The 16,873-nt window shown below is 66.3% G+C and carries 21 protein-coding genes and 1 pseudogene; 12 read left to right on the forward strand and 10 right to left on the reverse strand.

Annotation, left to right across the window (positions count from 1 at the left end):
- Positions 1 to 62 precede the first annotated feature (62 nt).
- The 6 genes and pseudogenes from NOF53_RS22585 (at position 63) to NOF53_RS22610 (ending at position 4,456) form a co-directional block, all read left to right on the forward strand.
- The gene (locus NOF53_RS22585; RefSeq protein WP_255972916.1) at positions 63 to 980 is read left to right on the forward strand and encodes a 1,4-dihydroxy-2-naphthoyl-CoA synthase; all 918 of its coding nucleotides are present in this window, start codon (positions 63 to 65) and stop codon (positions 978 to 980) included.
- A 73-nt stretch (positions 981 to 1,053) separates the two neighbouring features.
- The gene (locus tag NOF53_RS22590; protein ID WP_255972918.1) at positions 1,054 to 1,503 is read left to right on the forward strand and encodes a hypothetical protein; all 450 of its coding nucleotides are present in this window, start codon (positions 1,054 to 1,056) and stop codon (positions 1,501 to 1,503) included.
- A gap of 3 nt (positions 1,504 to 1,506) precedes the next feature.
- Positions 1,507 to 1,902, forward strand: coding sequence for a VOC family protein (locus tag NOF53_RS22595; protein ID WP_255972920.1), 396 nt, complete (start codon positions 1,507 to 1,509; stop codon positions 1,900 to 1,902).
- 185 nt (positions 1,903 to 2,087) lie between these two features.
- Positions 2,088 to 2,225, forward strand: a pseudogene (locus tag NOF53_RS22600) (DUF3349 domain-containing protein); the annotation flags it as partial.
- 2 nt (positions 2,226 to 2,227) lie between these two features.
- On the forward strand, positions 2,228 to 3,373 hold the full coding sequence (gene menE / locus NOF53_RS22605) for an o-succinylbenzoate--CoA ligase (protein WP_255972923.1): 1,146 nt from the start codon (positions 2,228 to 2,230) through the stop codon (positions 3,371 to 3,373).
- A gap of 168 nt (positions 3,374 to 3,541) precedes the next feature.
- Complete coding sequence (locus NOF53_RS22610) at positions 3,542 to 4,456, forward strand: hypothetical protein (RefSeq protein WP_255972925.1); 915 nt, start codon at positions 3,542 to 3,544, stop codon at positions 4,454 to 4,456.
- A 97-nt stretch (positions 4,457 to 4,553) separates the two neighbouring features.
- On the opposite strand, the gene tatA is transcribed toward NOF53_RS22610, so the two are convergent.
- The 3 genes from tatA to NOF53_RS22625 are packed head-to-tail and all read right to left on the reverse strand — an operon-like array spanning position 4,554 to position 7,005.
- On the reverse strand, positions 4,554 to 4,721 hold the full coding sequence (tatA, locus tag NOF53_RS22615; RefSeq protein WP_005252050.1) for a Sec-independent protein translocase subunit TatA: 168 nt from the start codon (positions 4,719 to 4,721) through the stop codon (positions 4,554 to 4,556).
- Positions 4,721 to 5,395 carry a Rid family hydrolase gene (locus NOF53_RS22620; protein WP_255972928.1) on the reverse strand — a complete coding sequence of 225 codons (675 nt, stop codon included), beginning with the start codon at positions 5,393 to 5,395 and terminating at the stop codon, positions 4,721 to 4,723. Before NOF53_RS22620 ends, tatA begins: the two co-directional genes overlap by 1 nt.
- 29 nt (positions 5,396 to 5,424) lie before the next feature.
- The gene (locus NOF53_RS22625) at positions 5,425 to 7,005 is read right to left on the reverse strand and encodes a flavin monoamine oxidase family protein (RefSeq protein ID WP_255973075.1); all 1,581 of its coding nucleotides are present in this window, start codon (positions 7,003 to 7,005) and stop codon (positions 5,425 to 5,427) included.
- 226 nt (positions 7,006 to 7,231) lie between these two features.
- On the opposite strand from NOF53_RS22625, the gene NOF53_RS22630 reads away from it, so the two are divergent.
- The 3 genes from NOF53_RS22630 to NOF53_RS22640 all read left to right on the forward strand — a co-directional run bounded on the left by NOF53_RS22630 (position 7,232) and on the right by NOF53_RS22640 (position 10,473).
- Positions 7,232 to 8,746 (forward strand): APC family permease, encoded by a 1,515-nt coding sequence (locus NOF53_RS22630; protein ID WP_255972930.1) that lies wholly within the window; start codon positions 7,232 to 7,234, stop codon positions 8,744 to 8,746.
- Positions 8,746 to 9,486: an IclR family transcriptional regulator gene (locus NOF53_RS22635; RefSeq protein WP_255972932.1), complete on the forward strand. Its 741-nt coding sequence runs from the start codon at positions 8,746 to 8,748 to the stop codon at positions 9,484 to 9,486. Before NOF53_RS22630 ends, NOF53_RS22635 begins: the two co-directional genes overlap by 1 nt.
- 117 nt (positions 9,487 to 9,603) lie before the next feature.
- A complete protein-coding gene (locus tag NOF53_RS22640; RefSeq protein ID WP_255972934.1) occupies positions 9,604 to 10,473 on the forward strand; it encodes a 1,4-dihydroxy-2-naphthoate polyprenyltransferase in 870 nt (289 codons plus the stop codon).
- Positions 10,474 to 10,479: 6 nt separating this feature from the next.
- On the opposite strand, the gene NOF53_RS22645 is transcribed toward NOF53_RS22640, so the two are convergent.
- From NOF53_RS22645 to NOF53_RS22660, 4 genes are all read right to left on the reverse strand, one after another.
- A complete protein-coding gene (locus NOF53_RS22645; protein ID WP_255972937.1) occupies positions 10,480 to 10,860 on the reverse strand; it encodes a phage holin family protein in 381 nt (126 codons plus the stop codon).
- Positions 10,861 to 10,922: 62 nt separating this feature from the next.
- Positions 10,923 to 11,486 (reverse strand): Clp protease N-terminal domain-containing protein, encoded by a 564-nt coding sequence (locus tag NOF53_RS22650; RefSeq protein ID WP_255972939.1) that lies wholly within the window; start codon positions 11,484 to 11,486, stop codon positions 10,923 to 10,925.
- 6 nt (positions 11,487 to 11,492) lie between these two features.
- Positions 11,493 to 11,708 (reverse strand): helix-turn-helix domain-containing protein, encoded by a 216-nt coding sequence (locus tag NOF53_RS22655; RefSeq protein WP_109327895.1) that lies wholly within the window; start codon positions 11,706 to 11,708, stop codon positions 11,493 to 11,495.
- A 59-nt stretch (positions 11,709 to 11,767) separates the two neighbouring features.
- On the reverse strand, positions 11,768 to 12,520 hold the full coding sequence (locus NOF53_RS22660; RefSeq protein WP_255972942.1) for a lysophospholipid acyltransferase family protein: 753 nt from the start codon (positions 12,518 to 12,520) through the stop codon (positions 11,768 to 11,770).
- A gap of 129 nt (positions 12,521 to 12,649) precedes the next feature.
- Here NOF53_RS22660 and NOF53_RS22665 point away from each other — a divergent pair, with 129 nt between their 5' ends.
- Entirely contained in the window at positions 12,650 to 13,195 is a 546-nt protein-coding gene (locus NOF53_RS22665) for a GNAT family N-acetyltransferase (protein ID WP_255972944.1), read from the forward strand.
- Here NOF53_RS22665 and cds1 read toward each other — a convergent pair.
- Both cds1 and NOF53_RS22675 read right to left on the reverse strand, forming a co-directional pair.
- On the reverse strand, positions 13,183 to 14,316 hold the full coding sequence (gene cds1 / locus NOF53_RS22670; protein ID WP_255972946.1) for an L-cysteine desulfhydrase Cds1: 1,134 nt from the start codon (positions 14,314 to 14,316) through the stop codon (positions 13,183 to 13,185). The two genes, NOF53_RS22665 and cds1, sit on opposite strands and share 13 nt — an antisense overlap.
- A complete protein-coding gene (locus NOF53_RS22675; RefSeq protein WP_374212655.1) occupies positions 14,313 to 14,696 on the reverse strand; it encodes a DUF4229 domain-containing protein in 384 nt (127 codons plus the stop codon). The genes cds1 and NOF53_RS22675 overlap by 4 nt, the downstream gene beginning before the upstream one ends.
- Before the next feature lie 186 nt (positions 14,697 to 14,882).
- On the opposite strand from NOF53_RS22675, the gene NOF53_RS22680 reads away from it, so the two are divergent.
- A complete protein-coding gene (locus NOF53_RS22680) occupies positions 14,883 to 15,110 on the forward strand; it encodes a BldC family transcriptional regulator (RefSeq protein ID WP_255972948.1) in 228 nt (75 codons plus the stop codon).
- 116 nt (positions 15,111 to 15,226) lie between these two features.
- Positions 15,227 to 15,430: a hypothetical protein gene (locus tag NOF53_RS22685; protein WP_255972950.1), complete on the forward strand. Its 204-nt coding sequence runs from the start codon at positions 15,227 to 15,229 to the stop codon at positions 15,428 to 15,430.
- Positions 15,431 to 15,457: 27 nt separating this feature from the next.
- On the opposite strand, the gene NOF53_RS22690 is transcribed toward NOF53_RS22685, so the two are convergent.
- Positions 15,458 to 16,813 (reverse strand): MinD/ParA family ATP-binding protein, encoded by a 1,356-nt coding sequence (locus tag NOF53_RS22690; protein WP_255972952.1) that lies wholly within the window; start codon positions 16,811 to 16,813, stop codon positions 15,458 to 15,460.
- Positions 16,814 to 16,873: the final 60 nt, after the last annotated feature.

A 16,873-nucleotide genomic window follows, 5' to 3' on the forward strand; every position in this document is an offset into this window, starting at 1 on the left:
GCGCCTCCACCTGAACCAACACCCTCCGTGCGCCGCCGACGCGTACGCATATCCTCGACATCGTGACCTTCAACCCGCAGCACTGGCGCCCCGTACCCGGCTTCGAGAACCTCACGGACATCACCTATCACCGGCATGTCAGCGAGGGCATCGTCCGGGTGGCGTTCGACCGTCCCGAAGTGCGCAACGCCTTCCGTCCGCACACCGTCGACGAGCTGTACCAGGCGCTCGACCACGCCCGGATGACCTCCGACGTGGGGGCAGTCCTCCTCACCGGCAACGGGCCGAGCCCGAAGGATCAGGGCTGGGCGTTCTGCTCGGGCGGAGATCAGCGCATCCGCGGCCGCAGCGGATACCAGTACACCGAGCAGGATGCGACCACCGGCCGTGCCGGGGAAACCGCGGACACCGTCGACCGGGCCCGCGCCGGTCGCCTGCACATCCTCGAAGTTCAGCGTCTGATCCGGTTCATGCCGAAGGTGGTCATCTGTCTCGTCAACGGCTGGGCGGCGGGCGGCGGGCACAGCCTGCACGTGGTGTGCGATATGACGCTCGCGAGCCGCGAACACGCCCGCTTCAAGCAGACCGACGCCGACGTCGGCAGCTTCGACGGCGGCTACGGCAGCGCCTACCTCGCCAAGATGGTCGGACAGAAGTTCGCCCGCGAGATCTTCTTCCTCGGTGAGACGTACACCGCCGAGGAGATGCACCGAATGGGTGCCGTCAACAAGGTCGTCGACCACGCCGACCTCGAGGACGTCGCGATCGAATGGGGCACCAAGATCAACGGAAAGTCCCCGCAAGCGCAGCGCATGCTGAAGTACGCGTTCAACCTGCAGGACGACGGTCTCGTCGGTCAGCAGTTGTTCGCCGGCGAGGCCACCCGCATGGCCTACATGACGGATGAGGCCGTCGAGGGTCGCGACTCGTTCCTCGAGAAGCGCGAACCCGACTGGAATCCGTATCCCTGGTACTTCTGAGCTGCTCGGTCCTGGGCTTTGTGGAATCAGCAACGGCCGAGCGCGGATTCGCCGATTCCGGCACACTGACCACATGAGCACCGACCGTGAGCTCCCGGCCCCGGAACACTGCCGTCCGCCCGGAACCAGCGACGACACCGTCGCCGCGCTCGGGAAGCTGTCCGAGTCCTTCGAAACGGTCGAGCGGGCCCGCGGACTGCTGTACTCGTTCCACCAGCTGATCGGGCACGCCGACCTTCAGCTCGGCGAGGCCGTCGACGCCTTGCGGTCGGCGGGTCACGGCCTGATCGCGGACCGCGTGCAGACCGAGTTGATCGGCCTCAACGTCCTCGATGGACGATGGACCTTTCAGGTGGTGGAGGAGTTCGACGACGGCTACTGGGCCACCTTCCGCGACCTGGAGCGCGCCGCCCGCGAGGAACTCGTGGACGGTCGCCGCCACCTGTTCGAGGCGGAGATGAAGGAAGAGCGACGCACACACGGCCGGGCAGGTCACGAGGCCCGCCCGAGCAAAGGAGAGTGACGGGTGGAGATCCTCAGCAGCAGGACGATCCTGCGGCCACAGGACTACGCGAAGACGCTGAGTTTCTATCGCGACATCCTGGGACTCGCCACCGCCCGCGAATACCCCGGGGGCACCGTGTTCTTCGCAGGCCAGGGACTCATCGAGGTGGCAGCCCACGGCGGCACGGGCCCTGCGTCGACTTTCGACGGCGCGCTCTGGCTGCAGGTCCGCGACCTCACCGCCGCACAGACCGAACTGGTGCTCGCGGGGGTGAAGATCGACCGCGAAGCCCGGCAGGAACCATGGGGACTGCACGAGATGTGGATCGCGGACCCCGACGGAATCCCGATCGTGTTGGTGCAAATTCCGCAGGACCACCCCCTCCGGCGCGACACCCGGCCGGTCACCGACACGTGAGCTGGCGGCATACGCCGGGTTGATCGAGACGTCTGACCTCAGCTGTACTTTTCGGCCTCCGATCCGCACAATCTGGGTGTGACCGCAGAGCGACTTCACCAACGGCTTCCACGACTGATCGCGGGCGACACCGACCGCGAGGAGGGTTCCAGCGACCCGAAAGAAACACCCGACGCGGGCTAGCCATGAGCCTTCCACCGTTTCTCACCTCCATCATCGGGTGGCTGCGAGCCGGTTATCCCAACGGTGTGCCCGAGCAGGACTACATCCCGTTGTTCGCGCTGCTCACTCGCCGCTTGTCCGAAGACGAGGTGGACGCCGTCCAGTGAACGAACTGACGGTTCTGCCCGTCCCTCCCGGTGCCGCAGCCCTGAACGTCCTGCCGCAACTCGCGTCGATCCTGGACGGTGCCGCGCCGGCCGCGCTACCCGTGCCCGCCTTCGATCAGCGCGAGACCCGGCGGCTGACGGATGCCTTGCGCCCCGGCGATCCGATCGACGACGGCATCGCACTCGTCGTCGCGACTTCGGGTACGACGGGGGTACCCAAGGGGGCCATGCTCACGGCGGCCGCACTGCGCGCGAGCGGTGAGGCGACGCACGCGAGACTCGGCGGGCCCGGCTCCTGGCTCTTGGCCCTTCCCGCCCATCACATCGCCGGAATGCAGGTGCTTCTGCGCAGTGTTCTGGCGGGAACCGAACCGGTCGTGATCGATGTGACGGAAGGTTTCGATCCCGCGGCCCTGCCCTCCGCGGTCGAGGCCATGACCTCCCGTCGCCGATACACCTCGTTGGTTCCCACGCAGCTCGTCAAGGCCCTCGACCACCCCGGCGCGGTGGCGGCACTGGCCTGCCTCGACGGTGTCCTACTCGGCGGCGCCGCAACACCGGCCTCCGTGCTGCAGCGCGCCCAGGACTCCGGAATCACCGTCGTCCGCACATATGGAATGAGCGAAACCTGCGGCGGATGCGTGTACGACGGCGTGCCCCTCGACGGCGCCCGGGTGCGAATCGAGCGCGACGGCCGTGTCCTGCTCGGCGGCCCCATGCTGGCCTCCGGTTACCGCGGCATCCCCGACCACCTCGCGTTCGCCGAACCCGGCTGGTTCCGCACCGACGACGCGGGGTCGCTGACCGACGGGATCCTCAGCATCACCGGCCGGCTGGACGAGGCCATCTCCACCGGCGGCCTCACCGTCGTACCGCAAGTAGTCGAGGCCGCACTCAACGAGCACCCGGCCGTACGTGAGTGCGCCGTCTTCGGCCTCCCCGACGAGCGACTCGGCCGGCGCGTCACCGCCGCCGTCGTCGCAGAACCCGGAACCCTCCCGACACTCGACGAACTGCGGCAGTTCGTCGAACGCACTCTCGACGCCACCGCCGCACCTCGCGAACTGCACCTCGTCGACGCCCTCCCCCTCCGCGGTCCCGGCAAGGTCGACCACCGCGCGCTGGAGTCGAGGTTCGGGTAGGGCTCGCCTGTGTGCGCTGATATTGACCAGCCGCGGTCGCAATGGTCGCGCGTCTGACCAAAGTCTCCGCGGATCCAGTTGTCCACAGGCTGCCTTTTATCCACAGGGTCACTCTGAGTCTTGGTAAGAACGCCAGTCCTGTATGCGGGGTGCTGCACGATGTCGGCCATGACCGACGACCTGATCTTCCGACGCCGAGCATTGGCTGACGGCATCACCGACTCCGAGATCCGACGCGCGCGACGGTCCGGACATCTTGTGCGGATCGCCGCGGGCGCGTACGTCTCCGACGCGCACTTCGCCGGACTCGACGCGTGTGCACTGCACCGAATACGCATCGCTGCGGCCCTGCAGTCGCGGCCACCCGGTGTCGTGGTGAGCCACGTCTCCGCGGCGCTGCTGCACGATATAGACGTCGGTGACATCCCCCTCGAACGGGTACACCTGACACGAAGTCACACTTCCGGCGGCGGCCGAACCGCTGGAGTGCATGTCCACGCCGCACCACTCGACACGACCGATGTCGTCATCGTGGACGGGCTGCCGGTCACCTCCGCCGCGCGGACGGTGGTGGACACGGCGCGCATCTCGACGTTCGACCAGGCCGTCGTGGTCGGTGACTCGGCGCTGCACCGGCGGCTTGTCACTGTCGACCACATCGGGGAGGTGATCGATCGGACCGGGCCACGGAAAGGTATCGCGACGGCGCGACGAGCAGCGGCATTCCTCGACGGTCGCAGCGAAAGCCCGGGAGAATCGCTGAGCCGCATCCGGATACGTCGGCACGGACTACCCTCGCCTCAACTGCAAAGGCTTCTCCACGACGGCAGTGGTGGCTTCCTCGGCCGCGTCGACTTCTTCTGGGAAGCCCACGGCATAGTCGGAGAGTTCGATGGCATGGGGAAATACGGCGTCGACGGTGGGCAGCCGGCTACGGCCGTGCATCGGGAGAAACTGCGCGAGGACGCAATTCGTGACGCCGGGTTCGAAGTGATCCGGTGGACGTGGAAGGACCTTTTCGACTTCGCCGTCGTCAAGGCGCGGTACGACAGGGCCTGCGAACGTGCGCGACACCGAAGGTGAAGGACGCTTGCAGAGACATTGGCTACCTTCCGACGCAATTGCCTGCGCATCCGACCAATGTCTCTGCAACTGCAGGTGCCACCTCCCGCTCGGGAACCTACTTCTCCAGTTCGGGGGCGTCCGCCTGTAACTCCCCCACCTCGGTTTTGAGGATTCGCATGGAGCGGCCCAGGCCACGGGCGGCGTCCGGAAGCTTCTTCGACCCGAACAGCACCACGAGCACGACCGCGATGATCGCCCAGTGACTCGGGCTCAGCGCCCCCACTACTGGGGTCCCTCACTGTCGGGGTACACGGCATCCACCTCGACCTCGACGAGCCAGCCCGCGGCGGGCAGGCTCGCGACCTCGAGCGCGAACCGGCTGGGACGCGCGGAGTTTCGTTCCATCGGCGCGGCCGGTTCCGCGGTGCCGAGCGGGACCAGTTCGGTGTCGCCGGTGTCGAGGTTGGTGTTGGCGAAGAACTGCCGGTAGGCGCGGTTCCAGCCGGCGTAGTCGGCGCGGTCTGTGCCGGGGGCGTTGTCGAGGAACACCCGCATGGTCACGACGTCCTCGAGCGTCAGTCCCTGTGCCTCGAGATTGTCGCGAATCCGCTTCAGCGCGTTGATGCCCTGCGCTTCGGTGATCGTGACTCCGGCCGGGAGTGCGCCGCCCGCGAACACATCGGTGTCGATGTACGACTCGGGGGTGCCCTCGGGTGCTGTCTTGTTGAACGCGCCCGGGCCGATGCCGCTCGACTTGTAGACGGCGGTGCCGCCGCCGATCGCCACACCCTGCGCGATCATCGGATTCGCGTCGCCGGCTTCGAGAACGGACTTCGAGACAAAGGTGCTGCCGGGCGCCTCCGCCGCCGCCTCCTCGGAGGAGCACGACGTCGCCCCGGCGATCAGAGCGGATGCTGCGAGCGCGGCGGTCACGGCCTTGGTACGAAAAGACTTCACAGTTCAGAACTCCTTGTTCGAGGGGAAGGTCAGGCTTCCTGGGCCACGCGCTCGTGGATGCGGGTGACGATGTCGCGGGCGGACGTCAGGGCGCCGTGCTGCCACGCGATCGCGTTGGACAGGTGATCGCCGGCGAAGTAGATCTTGTCGACGGGTTCGAGCAGTTTCTCGTACTCGGGAGTGGCTGCCCCGCCGTGCGAGCCGCCGCTGCCCGCCCAGTTGACCCAGGCGCTCTCGGAGTACTTGGTGCGACGCCAGCTGCCCGAGAACGACGAGGAGATGTCGCGGGTGTATTTCTCGCCGTGGATCTCCGAGCCCTCCGCGATCGCCTTGGCGAGCCGCTGCCGGTGGGTGAGGGACTCGAACGCTTCCTGTCGCTTGCCGCTGCTGTAGTAGGCGACGACCACACCCCGGTCGGAGTTGTAGTGGTCGTACGGAAACATGATCTGCGAGATGTCCTTGTCGGTGTTCGACGCTCCGCCGTAGATGCGGTCCTCCGTCTCCCACCACCGGCGCGAGTACTCGATGCCGAGCTTTCCGGACGACGACGGCTTGGCCGCCTTCAGCGCGGTGAGCACGTCGGCGGGCAGATTGTTCTGCAGTCGTCCGACGAGGTGCGGCGGGATCGTGCAGATCGCATAATCGGCGGTGAGCGACTTCTTGGAGCCACCGGCGGTGTATTCGACGGTGACGCCCTCGGACACGTTCCTCATCGACGTGACCTCGGCCCCGAAGACGATGTTGTCGGTGCCGATCCTGTCCTGGAACGCGTAGTAGATCCGGTCCATGCCGCCGACCGGGGTGAACATCATCATCGCCTGGTCGTAGCCGAAGTCGAAGCTGAAGTTGCGGCCGATGCCGCTGCGGATCACCTCCTGCATCGCGAACGGCTTCTTCTCGGTGCCGAAGTTCAGGCCCGCTCCGGGCTCGGAATCGTAACCGCGACGGGAGGATCCGAGGTAGCGGCCGTCGTCGGACAGGTCACCGAAGTCGCTGAGGAACTCCGACAGCGCGTCCTTGTCCTCCCGGGTCAGCACCTGGTCCAGGGCGCCCTGATCGGTGGCCTTCTTCAGCAGCTCCGACATGTAGCCGAACGTGTCGGCCTTCGCGGCCCGGTAGGTGACGGATTGGCCCGACAGCGACGTGTCGCTCTCGTAGTTCACGAACGTGTTGGCGTTCTGGTTTCCGAACCCCTGGATCTCGACGCCGAGTTCGCGGCAGTAGTCGAGCGTGATGTGGCTCTGCGGGATGCGGGTGGCGCCGACGTTGTAGAAGTGGCCCTCCGAGAACGTGCACTTCTGCGTCTCGCCATTGAGGTCGGTCTCCTCGGTGCCGCCCCGGGCTGTCCAAACGCGGCCGCCGGGCCGGGTGCGGGCCTCGAGGACCGTCACCGTGTACCCGGCCTTCTGCAGTTCGAACGCCGAACACAGACCGGCGGGGCCGCCGCCGAGCACGACCACGGAGTGACTGCCCTTCACCTTCCCGATCAGATCGCCGGCCGCGAGCGGCTGGAAGGCGCGGGCGGGAGCGGCGGTCGACGGTGCGAGCCCGAGCGTCGACATCGCACCGTACGCGAGTCCCGCGCCCCCGGTGGCCCCGAGGCCCTTCATGAAAGATCTACGTGTGAATGCCAATTCGCGCTCCCATTCTTGCGCCCGGCGACCCGGGTAACTTGTCCGGATTCATCCTGGGAGGGACGCGAGTCGGGAAGTTGTCGGCGGCGAAACAATCTGAGGCCGGCGAGCGAGAACGGGCGCGTGCCGTTCTCACTCCCGAGTCGGAGTTCGACCCGAAACCGAAACTTTTCGGCAACACGGGCGGATTAGTTTTCGGCGAATGTCAGCCCTTTCCGACGCTATCGCGCGCTCGTTCGCCACGAGGGAGCCCGAGCATCAGGCGCTCTCGCCGTTGCGTGCGCTGGGTCGACGGCAGCTGTCGGGGCTGGAGGTTCTCGCGCAGTCGGTGGCCACCACCGCCCCCGCGGTCTCGATGGTCATCCTGCCCGTCACCATGTTCACCCATCAGATGCTGCTGAGCGGCGTGGTCACCATCGTCATCGCGACGATCGCGATTTCGCTGATCGCTGTGTGTGTCTCCCAGTTCACGCGGCGCATGGCGGCGGCCGGCGGCATCTACAGCTTCGTGTTCCAGGGGCTCGGTACCAGGGCGGCCCTCACCGCTGGTGTGGCCATGCTCATCAAGTACGTGGGCAGCGCGGTGATGACGTTGTACCACGGTGGTCAGGCAGTGGTCGCGACACTCGGCTATCTGGGAGTCGAGGTGCGTGGTCCTGCCGACCGGGTGCTGATCTATGCCGGGATCGCACTCGTGATCCTCGGATGTCTGGTGCGGGGCGTGCGGTTCGCCGCCCTCGCCATCCTTGCTATCGAATCGTGTTCGCTGCTCTTCATCATCGGTCTGATGGTCGTGACGGGCGCGGGCGGCCAGCACGCCGTGGTGCCGCCCGAAGACTCGTCGCACAGTCTCCTGACCATGGCGCTCGTTGCGGTGTTCGCTCTCGCCGGTTTCGAGAGCGCCACCTTCTTCGGTCCCGAGGCCAAGCGGCCGCTCGCAACGGTCACCCGGACCGTGGTGCTCACCCCGATGATCTGCGGCGGCCTGTTCATCTTCGCCGGCTGGGCCGCCTGGTCCGGTCGCGCCGACACCCTCGTCAACGCCTACCTCCACGGCACGTCGACCGGTGTCGACCCCGCAGTCGTCCTCGCCCTGAATCTCGGGCTCGGGACTTCGTGGCTGGCCTCGGCAATGGCGTCGTCAAACGCCGCCTCACGCCTGGTGTACTCGATGGGCGTCGAATCGGTGGTCCCGCGGGTCTTCGCCCGCGTGCATCGCGGCTACCGGACTCCGTATGCCGCTCTGGCCTTGATCGTGTGCGCCGTGTGCGTGGGCGCAGCGACGTTCGGCATCATCGGCAAGTCGACCGCATTCGGTCACGTCCAACTGGTGGCGCGTACTGCGGTGATCGCCGCCTACGTTCTGGTCGCCGTGGCGTCGTTGCGGTTCCTCCGCCGAATTCAGGAACACACACCACTGACGTTGTGCGCCGGGGTAGCGGGCAGCGCAGCCGGTGGAACGGTCCTTGGCTATCTGTTGTTCGCCAATGTCTCGCACGGACTCGTGATGGTGCCCGCGGTGATACTCACGCTGCTGCTGTCCGGTACTGCCTGGCAACTGTTCCTGCATTGGCGCCATCCCGCCAGTCTGGTGTCGATAGGCGTGTTCGACAGCCCGGAAACGGAAGACGTACTGCCGGGTGCCGGTGTGTTCGCCACTGACTCGACAGGCAATCTGGCCCTGACCGCGAGTGCGCGGACCCGCGAGTCGTACTGATGGGCGGACGGACCGGGGAGATCGCGGGACACGAACCACGTGCCGTGCAGAAGGCGCTCGCGCTGCTCGAGGCCGTCGCCCAACTGGGTTCGGGTGCCACCGCCAAGGACATCGCGGCACACGCAGGTATCCCGCAGGCAACGGCCTACCGCCTCTTGAATCTGCTCACCGCCGATGGGTATCTGGTGCGGATATCCGACCTCTCCGGGTTCGCGCTCGGTCGCCGCACCAGGCAACTCGCGGGTGCCGACACGCCAAATCCGATCGATCAGCACGCGATTCTCGAGGAACTGCGGTCTCAGGTGCGGTTCGGTGTCTACCTCGCGTCGTTCACCGGCGGCGGAGTCCGGCTCGTGGACAAGGATCCCGATCACGAACTCAGCGGCGAAGGCACGATCACGGCGCATCTGCATGCGTCCGCCATCGGAAAGGTTCTTCTCGCCGCACACCCCGAACTCGTACAGCAGCAACTGCGCCGGGTCACGTCCCGCACGATCACCGAAATCTCGACGCTCCACTCCGAACTCGAGACCGTCCGGCACACCGGTTCGGCCCGAGAAGTGGACGAGATTCGCATCGGCCGCAGTTCCGTCGCCGTTCCCGTGTACCACGCTCGACGCGGCGTGGTGGGCTGCATTGCGGCGATCGGGAAGACCGGACGGCTGGCCGTCGACGATCCGGAATTGACCGGCCTCCTGCGAACCTGCGCCGACCGAGTCGGCGCAGGTGTGTCGGCCTGATCAGATCGGTCCGGCAAGGCGACCTGTATCGGGGTACTCGCCGGTGTCGCCCGCTCGCCGACGCTCATGTGCTGGTCCACCGCGTCCGACGGTATTGCAGGGTGCAAAGATCGACACATGGCAACGGCTGCTCAATGGATCGAAGGCGCTCGTCCGCGCACCCTCCCGAACGCGATCGCCCCGGTGCTGGTGGGCACCGGCGCCGCGGCGTCCCTCGACGGCGCGGTGTGGTGGAAGGCGCTACTGGCACTCGTCGTCTCCCTCGCGCTGATCGTCGGGGTCAACTTCGCCAACGACTACTCCGACGGCATTCGCGGCACCGACGACGATCGGGTCGGGCCCCTGCGGCTCGTCGGTTCCAAATTGGTGAAACCGTCCGCGGTGAAAGCTGCTGCCATCGCCTGCTTCTCCGTCGCCGCTGCCGCTGGACTCGCACTCGCCGTCACCACGGCCTGGTGGCTGGTTCTGATCGGCGCCCTGTGCATCGTGGGCGCCTGGTTCTACACCGGCGGCACGAAACCATACGGATACAGCGGTTTCGGTGAGGTTGCCGTCTTCGTGTTCTTCGGTCTCGTGGCCGTGCTCGGCACCCAGTACGTGCAGGCGGAGACGGTGGACTGGACGGGACTCGTGGCGGCCGTTGCCGTCGGATCGTTCTCGAGCGCGGTTCTCGTGGCGAACAACCTCCGTGACATCCCCACGGACACCGAATCAGGCAAGCGCACCCTGGCTGTCCGTCTCGGCGATTCACGCACCCGCATACTGCACCTCGTCACCTTGACCGTCCCGTTCGTCGCGACTCTCGTCTTGTTCGCGCGCACCCCGTGGGCGCTTCTCGGACTACTGGCCGTGCCCCTCGCGATCCGGGCGAACGCGCCGGTTCGCTCGGGCGGCAGAGGCCTGGCCTTGATTCCGGCATTACGCGATTCGGGCCTGGCCATGCTCGTCTGGGGCGCAGCCACGGCCGTGGCCCTGTCGCTGGCCTGACCGAGTTCAGTCGCCGTCCGGAAGGACGATGTTGACCAGGAAATTGACGACCGAGATGATGAGACCGCCCCACAGAGCTGTCCAGAAGCCGTCGATCGTCATGCCGTAGTCGGTCTGCGAACTCAGCCAGGCGGTGAGCATCAACATCAGCGCGTTGATCACCAAGGTGAAAAGTCCGAGCGTGAGAATCAGCAGCGGCAACGACAACAGCTTCACCAGCGGTTTGACGAAGATGTTGACCACTGTGAACACCAGCGCGATACCGAGCAGCACCACGATGTCCCACGCAGTTCCGTTGCCTGAACTCGAGATGTCTATGCCCGATACCCAGGCGGCCGCGAGCCAGATCGCGAACGCGTTGACGGCGAGGCGTACCAAGAAGGTCATCTGTGCATGCTGGCACACCGCTCCGGCAAACGGGAACCGCACCCGCCCGCGACGAGCTCGGTTCAGGCAGCCCGGTCGAGCGCGGCGTGCACCCGGCGCCGTAGTTCGTCCACACCCACCTGAACCTCGAGTATCTCGCGGGCCGTGCCGTCTGCGACCCGGAGCACGCCCAGCAGTACGTGTTCCGCTCCGATGTGATCGTCCTTGCGGGCCAATGCTTCCCGTAGGGACAGTTCGATCGCTTTCTTGGCGTCCTTAGTGAAGGGGATGTGGCCTGACTTCCGCCCGAACCAGCCGCGGGGCCCGCTGGGTGGTTCCGGGTCGAGTATGCCCTTGCCGAAGGTCTGCTCGAGACTGTGCCGGACAGCATCCAGATCGATGCCGATGGAGCCGAGCGCGTCCGCATCCGCGTCGCTGAGCGCCGTGCCCTGTTCTGCGACAGTGACTCTCGCCTTCGCGAGGGCAATTCCGGAGTCGGCGAGGATGCCCCGGACGGGTTCGGCCGGCACGGACAACAGCCCGAGGACGAGGTGTTCGGGACCGATCTGCGGCGATTTCAGCGCGCGCGCTTCCTTCTGTGCATCGATCACCACATTGCGGGCATCCGTCGAGAATCGTTCGAACATGGGCAGCTACCTCCCTTTCCGATTGTGCTTTTGGTGGACGGCTTGCCTGCTCACCTCGAGAGAGTCGGCGATCGCCTGCCAGGACCAGCCCTGAGCGCGCGCATTGTCGACCTGGATGGCTTCGAGCCGCTCCAGCAGACGTCGCAGGGCACGCACGGCCCGCAACCCCTCGGCGGGGTCCGGGCTTCCTGCTGCAGCTGCGAGTGTGGTTGCCTCCGTCATGCATGTCAATCTAGGTTGACACCGGTCGAGTGTCAACCCTTCTTGACATCGCCACGGATTCAGTACGCGGCGACCGCGCCGTCGACCGCCTTCTGCAGCTCGTGGTGCACGGTGTGGGCGATATCCATCGGTTTGACAGGAAGAGTGGGGAGCGGTTGAGCGACATACACGCTCGCACCCTTCACCAGCTCCGTGTCGGCGCCGTGCGCGTCCGGGCCGTAGCTGATCCCGATCGCGAGCAGAGCTGGGGTGACACCCCGATCGGCGGCGCGCTTCGCGATGTGACCGATGCCGCTGTTGATGTGCTGCAGTCGAGTCGGGTCGCCCTCGTTGCAGGTCCCTTCCGGGAAGATTGCGAGGCTGTCGCCGCGGCACAACCTTTCGGCCGATACGTCCATCATCAGGCGACCGGCATCCGCCACGGCGCGCAAGCCATAGTTCTTGCTGCGAAACACCGGAATGCCGCCCATCATGTCGACCTTCTCGCGGCGATCGGGCTCGGTGAACAATTCGTCCTTGGCCAGGACACGGGTTCGGCCGATCATCCGGCGCAGCGGCGTCCTCCACGCGGTCGCAGCGAGGGTGTACTGATCGCTGTGCGTCACATGATTGGCAGCCACGAGGACCACCGCCCCGGACTTCGCGAGCGCGGTCAGCTGCTCCTCGGCACCGTCGGCGTACCGAATCCGCGGCCGGTACTTCATGCTCAACATCGCGTACGCCAGCTTGGCCAGCAACCGGTTCTGCTGATGGTCGCGGTAGTAGTCGTATACCGCGCGGTAGTTCTCGAGAATTACTTCGGGCTTGTCCATACCTAGTCCCCGATCGCGTCGTCCTGACGTCAGGCTATCAACCTACGGTTCCGTAGCCTACGGAGGCGTAGGTTAGGCCCTCATCCCGCGAAGGTGTGTGAACCGAATAGTTTCGGGTAAAACAGACCTGTGATCCGCTCGGCCATTGTCACCGACCTGCCCGCTCTCCAACAGATCGAAGTTGCCGCGGGAGCACCGTTCCGTGACATCGGAATGGATGCGATTGCGGAGGATCCGCCGCCCCCGCTCGACGAGCTGAGAGAGTTTCTCGAGACCGGCAGGATCTGGGTCGCCGCGGACGGAAACGACGAGCCGGTCGCGTATGCCCTGGTTGCGCTCGTCGACGGCGCCGCACACATCGAACAGGTTTCCGTCCATCCCAGAGCGGCCCGACAGGGACTCGGCGCACTCCTGCTCGACGAGATCTCGTCGTGGGCGGCGGAACGAGGATTCGCCGCCCTGACACTGACAACCTTCGTCGACGTTCCGTGGAATGCGCCGTACTACGAGCGACTCGGCTTCCGGCCTCTCGACGACTGCGAACTCACCCCCGGGCTGTCGCAGATCCGCGAGGACGAGGCTCGCAACGGTCTCGCCGCGTGGCCGCGCGTCACCATGACACGGCCGGTGACCACACCCGCACGCCGGGCGCGGCCGACGACTCACGCAGTGTGACCGGGCCAGACTCGCGCAGCGGGACCCGGCCAGACTCCGGTGTGTGAGAACTCGTCCAGCAACGCCGCCGGGCCCGAGAGGTCGATGCCCTCGGCCCGGACCCACCGGTCGTCGTAATAGGTGTCCGCGTAGCGCTCACCGCCGTCGCAGAGGATGGTCACGACGCTGCCGCGGCGGCCGACCGCGACCATCTCCGCTACCACCGAGAACGCGCCCCACAGGTTGGTGCCGGTTGAACCGCCCACTCGCCGGCCCAGCGCCGAACTGGCGTGGCGCATCGTGGCGATGGACGCGGCGTCGGGTACACGCATCATCCGGTCGATGACTTGTCCGACGAACGACGGCTCCACGCGAGGCCTGCCGATCCCCTCGATACGGGACGGCATTCCGGTCGCATAGTCGCAGGAATTGGTGTCGTACCCACCGAAGAACGCCGAGTTCTCGGGGTCGACCACGAGGAGCCGGGTGGCGTGCCTGCGGTAGCGGATATAGCGCCCCAGTGTCGCGCTTGTGCCGCCGGTACCGGCACTCATGACGATCCACTCCGGCACCGGGTGCTCTTCGCGCGCCATCTGCTGATAGATCGACTCTGCGATGTTGTTGTTGCCACGCCAGTCGGTGGCCCGCTCGGCATGCGTGAACTGATCCATGAAATGGCCGTTCGTCTCCGCCGCGAGCCGGCGAGCCTCGCTGTAGATCTCGGGCGGGCGGTCGATGAAGTGGCAGCGACCACCCTGCGCCTCGATCAGCGCGACCTTGGCGCCGCTCGTGCTGCGCGGCATGACGGCAACGAAGTCGAGTCCCAGCATTTTGGCGAAGTAGGCCTCACTGACCGCTGTCGACCCCGACGACGCCTCGATGACCGTGGTTCCCTCGGTGATCCACCCGTTGCAGATCGCGTACAGGAAGAGGGAACGGGCCAACCGGTGCTTCAGGCTTCCCGTAATGTGCGTCGACTCGTCCTTCAGGTACAGCTGCACGCCCCATGCGGGGGGAAGCGGGTAGCTGAGGAGGTGCGTGTCGGCACTGCGTTGCGCGTCGGCTTCGATCAACCGAACAGCATTGTCGACCCAGCTTCGTGACCGGCTCCGATCGATGACGACGCAGTCGGCGTCCGTCACCGGTCCTCACCGCGGAGTTTGGCGCGGAGGTCAGCCTGATCGGCGCGACGCTGGGCGTCGAACGCCGCGATCCCCTCGTTCACCCTGCGCCGGAGTTTCGCGAACAGCAGCAACGACAGCGGAAGCGCGATCAGGACCGCGAAGATGGCGGCCACGAGCAGCGGGACCGTGACCCCGACAAGCGCGGCAACCCCGAGAATGATCGCGCCGATCACGACGACCAGAAGCAGTCGGGCAAACGAGTAGAGCGCGACGTCGCGAGCCAACCGACCCTTGGTGACCCGTTCGGCAGGCTGCGGACCTCCAGACCCGGCGGCACCACGGGGCTCGGCCTGATCGTCAGACTTCGGGTTCTTCGGCTTCTCACTGGGCTCGCTCACGGTCCCAGATTACCCACCCACCCGAGCGTGCTCGAACGTCCGACTTATCCGATTTGTCTATTACCTCCCCTTTACCAACATTAGATCGTTCGAGTACCCGGGGGTTGTGATGCCACGATGACCGTATTCAGTCGCGACTGCGACCAGCTCGAGCACAGACCAGCAGAAAGCAGTGGAGGACCGTCGATGAGCGCACCCACCTACAACGGATCCGGTTTCAGTGGACCGAACGAAGCCCTCATGACCCCGGGCCAGGTGGCTGCCCTGTTCCACGTCGACCCGAAAACCGTCACCCGATGGGCGCACGCGGGCAGGCTCGGCTCGCTCCGGACGCCCGGTGGCCACCGCCGCTTCCGTGAGGCCGAAGTGATGCAGCTGCTCCGCTCCCTGACCACGGAGGCTTCCCGACGCTGAATTCGTAGACCCATACCACCGAGGCGGCTCGCCCCTGAGGGGGTGGATGCCGTCGGCTTCTTACACGGCTAGGCTCGAGGGATACCGGCTACCCGAGCGGTGTAAGGAGGTGCGCGGTGCTGTATTTGTTGGCACTCATCGGGCTCGTGGTCGTGGCGTTTCTACTCTGGAAAGCGTTCGGCCCTGATACGAAGCCAGTTCTCGGTGACAGGGTTTTGGGACCCGACGACGATCCAGATTTTCTGTGGCGCATGGGCCGGGAGAACCGACGCAAGAAGTCGGACGAGCCCGACACCGGTTCGCCGGATAAGGCAGGATGATTCCGCCCACTACGGTGCCGGCGAGCGTCAGCGGTGGTCCTGAAGCGCGAAGGTCGAGGCCGGGAAGTCGGACGCCACCGCGGCAGCCAGCTCGAGTAGGGCATTGCGCGTCTTGGGCCGCAGTCGATCGAGTTCGATCTCGGCGCCTTCTTCCAGGTGCGGATCGAACGGGATGAGGCGGACCAGCCGGCACCGCTGTTCGAAGTGTTCGACCACCTTCGGAAGATCCACTTTGCCGGAGCGTGGGCGGACGGCGTTGACAACGGCCACGGACTTCGCGACGAGTTCTCGGTAGCCGTGCGCGTCGAGCCAGTCGAGGGTGGCCGAGGCGCTGCGGGCGCCGTCGACCGACCCCGAGCTGACCACCACGAGTGCGTCGGCCTCTTCGAGAATTGTCTGCATCGCGGAGTGCATCAGCCCGGTGCCGCAGTCGGTGAGAACGATGCTGTAGAACTTCTCGAGCATTGCGACGGTGCGCGCATAGTCGTCCGCGCTGAACGCCTCCGATACTGCCGGGTCGCTGTCCGAGGCGAGAACTTCGAGCCGATGCCGGCTTTGGGACGTGTAACTGCGGACGTCGCTGTACTTTTCGATGCTGTGCTCGTCGCGGAGCAGGTTCCGCACGGTCGCGGGCGTCTCCAGAGGAATCTTCTGGCTGAGCGTGCCGCGGTCCGGGTTGGCGTCGACCGCGATCACTCGATCACCGCGCAACGACGCGAACGTCGATCCCAGTGTGGCCGTCGTGGTGGTCTTGCCGACTCCACCCTTGAGGCTCAGCAGAGCGATCTTGTAGCAGCCCTGCAGTGGCTGGTTGACCTGCTTGGTGAGTTCGATGCGGCGCTGTTCCTTGGCGCTGTTTCCGAGGTTGATGTAGCGCCCGGACACCTGGTACAGCATCCGGCGCCAACCGGTGGTCGGTGCAGGCTTGACCTGCTTGAGCAGGAGTGACGTGGACAAGTCGCGCGCGGACACCGCGTACTGCTGCTGCTCGGGACGCGTGTTCTGCGGACGGCTCGCCGGCTGCTGCTGAGGCGAAGACGTGAACGCGGCGGGAGCAGGTTGCTGCGCTTGCGGCGGCGTCTGCTGTCCCGGGGCCGTGAACGTCGGCGCCTGGGCGGGCTGCGGAGACGCAGGTGCCTGCTGGGGAGCCTGCGCGGGAACCGGTGCCTGAGCGGGAGCCGCCGCCGGGGCCTGGGTCTGGGGACGCGCGGGGGCCGCGGCAGGGGCGTGATGTCCTGGCTGCGCGAAGGGGTTGGGGCCCTGCGGCTGAACGTACGGCGCCTGCCGCGCGGCGTTGTGCGGGGTAGACCCCGCGGTGGTATCGGCGGGCAGATTCGATGCAGGCCGCACCGGCTCCCACACGCCAGCGTTGTTTTCGGACATGGCCGAACATCCCCCCTATATGAAGTCTCCATAGTCCCCACCGCTTCACACCGCCGGGAG

This window comes from Rhodococcus tibetensis, assembly GCF_024438035.1.
Taxonomy (GTDB): domain Bacteria; phylum Actinomycetota; class Actinomycetes; order Mycobacteriales; family Mycobacteriaceae; genus Rhodococcus_F; species Rhodococcus_F tibetensis.

What these genes read in the sequence shown, in the direction of transcription:
- NOF53_RS22590 (WP_255972918.1), top strand. Translation starts at nt 1,054, where the DNA reads ATGAGCACCGACCGTGAGCTCCCGGCCCCGGAACACTGCCGTCCGCCC.
- NOF53_RS22610 (WP_255972925.1), top strand. Translation starts at nt 3,542, where the DNA reads ATGACCGACGACCTGATCTTCCGACGCCGAGCATTGGCTGACGGCATC.
- NOF53_RS22625 (WP_255973075.1), bottom strand. Translation starts at nt 7,005, where the DNA reads ATGAAGGGCCTCGGGGCCACCGGGGGCGCGGGACTCGCGTACGGTGCG.
- NOF53_RS22630 (WP_255972930.1), top strand. Translation starts at nt 7,232, where the DNA reads ATGTCAGCCCTTTCCGACGCTATCGCGCGCTCGTTCGCCACGAGGGAG.
- NOF53_RS22635 (WP_255972932.1), top strand. Translation starts at nt 8,746, where the DNA reads ATGGGCGGACGGACCGGGGAGATCGCGGGACACGAACCACGTGCCGTG.
- NOF53_RS22640 (WP_255972934.1), top strand. Translation starts at nt 9,604, where the DNA reads ATGGCAACGGCTGCTCAATGGATCGAAGGCGCTCGTCCGCGCACCCTC.
- NOF53_RS22645 (WP_255972937.1), bottom strand. Translation starts at nt 10,860, where the DNA reads ATGACCTTCTTGGTACGCCTCGCCGTCAACGCGTTCGCGATCTGGCTC.
- NOF53_RS22650 (WP_255972939.1), bottom strand. Translation starts at nt 11,486, where the DNA reads ATGTTCGAACGATTCTCGACGGATGCCCGCAATGTGGTGATCGATGCA.
- NOF53_RS22655 (WP_109327895.1), bottom strand. Translation starts at nt 11,708, where the DNA reads ATGACGGAGGCAACCACACTCGCAGCTGCAGCAGGAAGCCCGGACCCC.
- NOF53_RS22660 (WP_255972942.1), bottom strand. Translation starts at nt 12,520, where the DNA reads ATGGACAAGCCCGAAGTAATTCTCGAGAACTACCGCGCGGTATACGAC.
- NOF53_RS22680 (WP_255972948.1), top strand. Translation starts at nt 14,883, where the DNA reads ATGAGCGCACCCACCTACAACGGATCCGGTTTCAGTGGACCGAACGAA.
- NOF53_RS22690 (WP_255972952.1), bottom strand. Translation starts at nt 16,813, where the DNA reads ATGTCCGAAAACAACGCTGGCGTGTGGGAGCCGGTGCGGCCTGCATCG.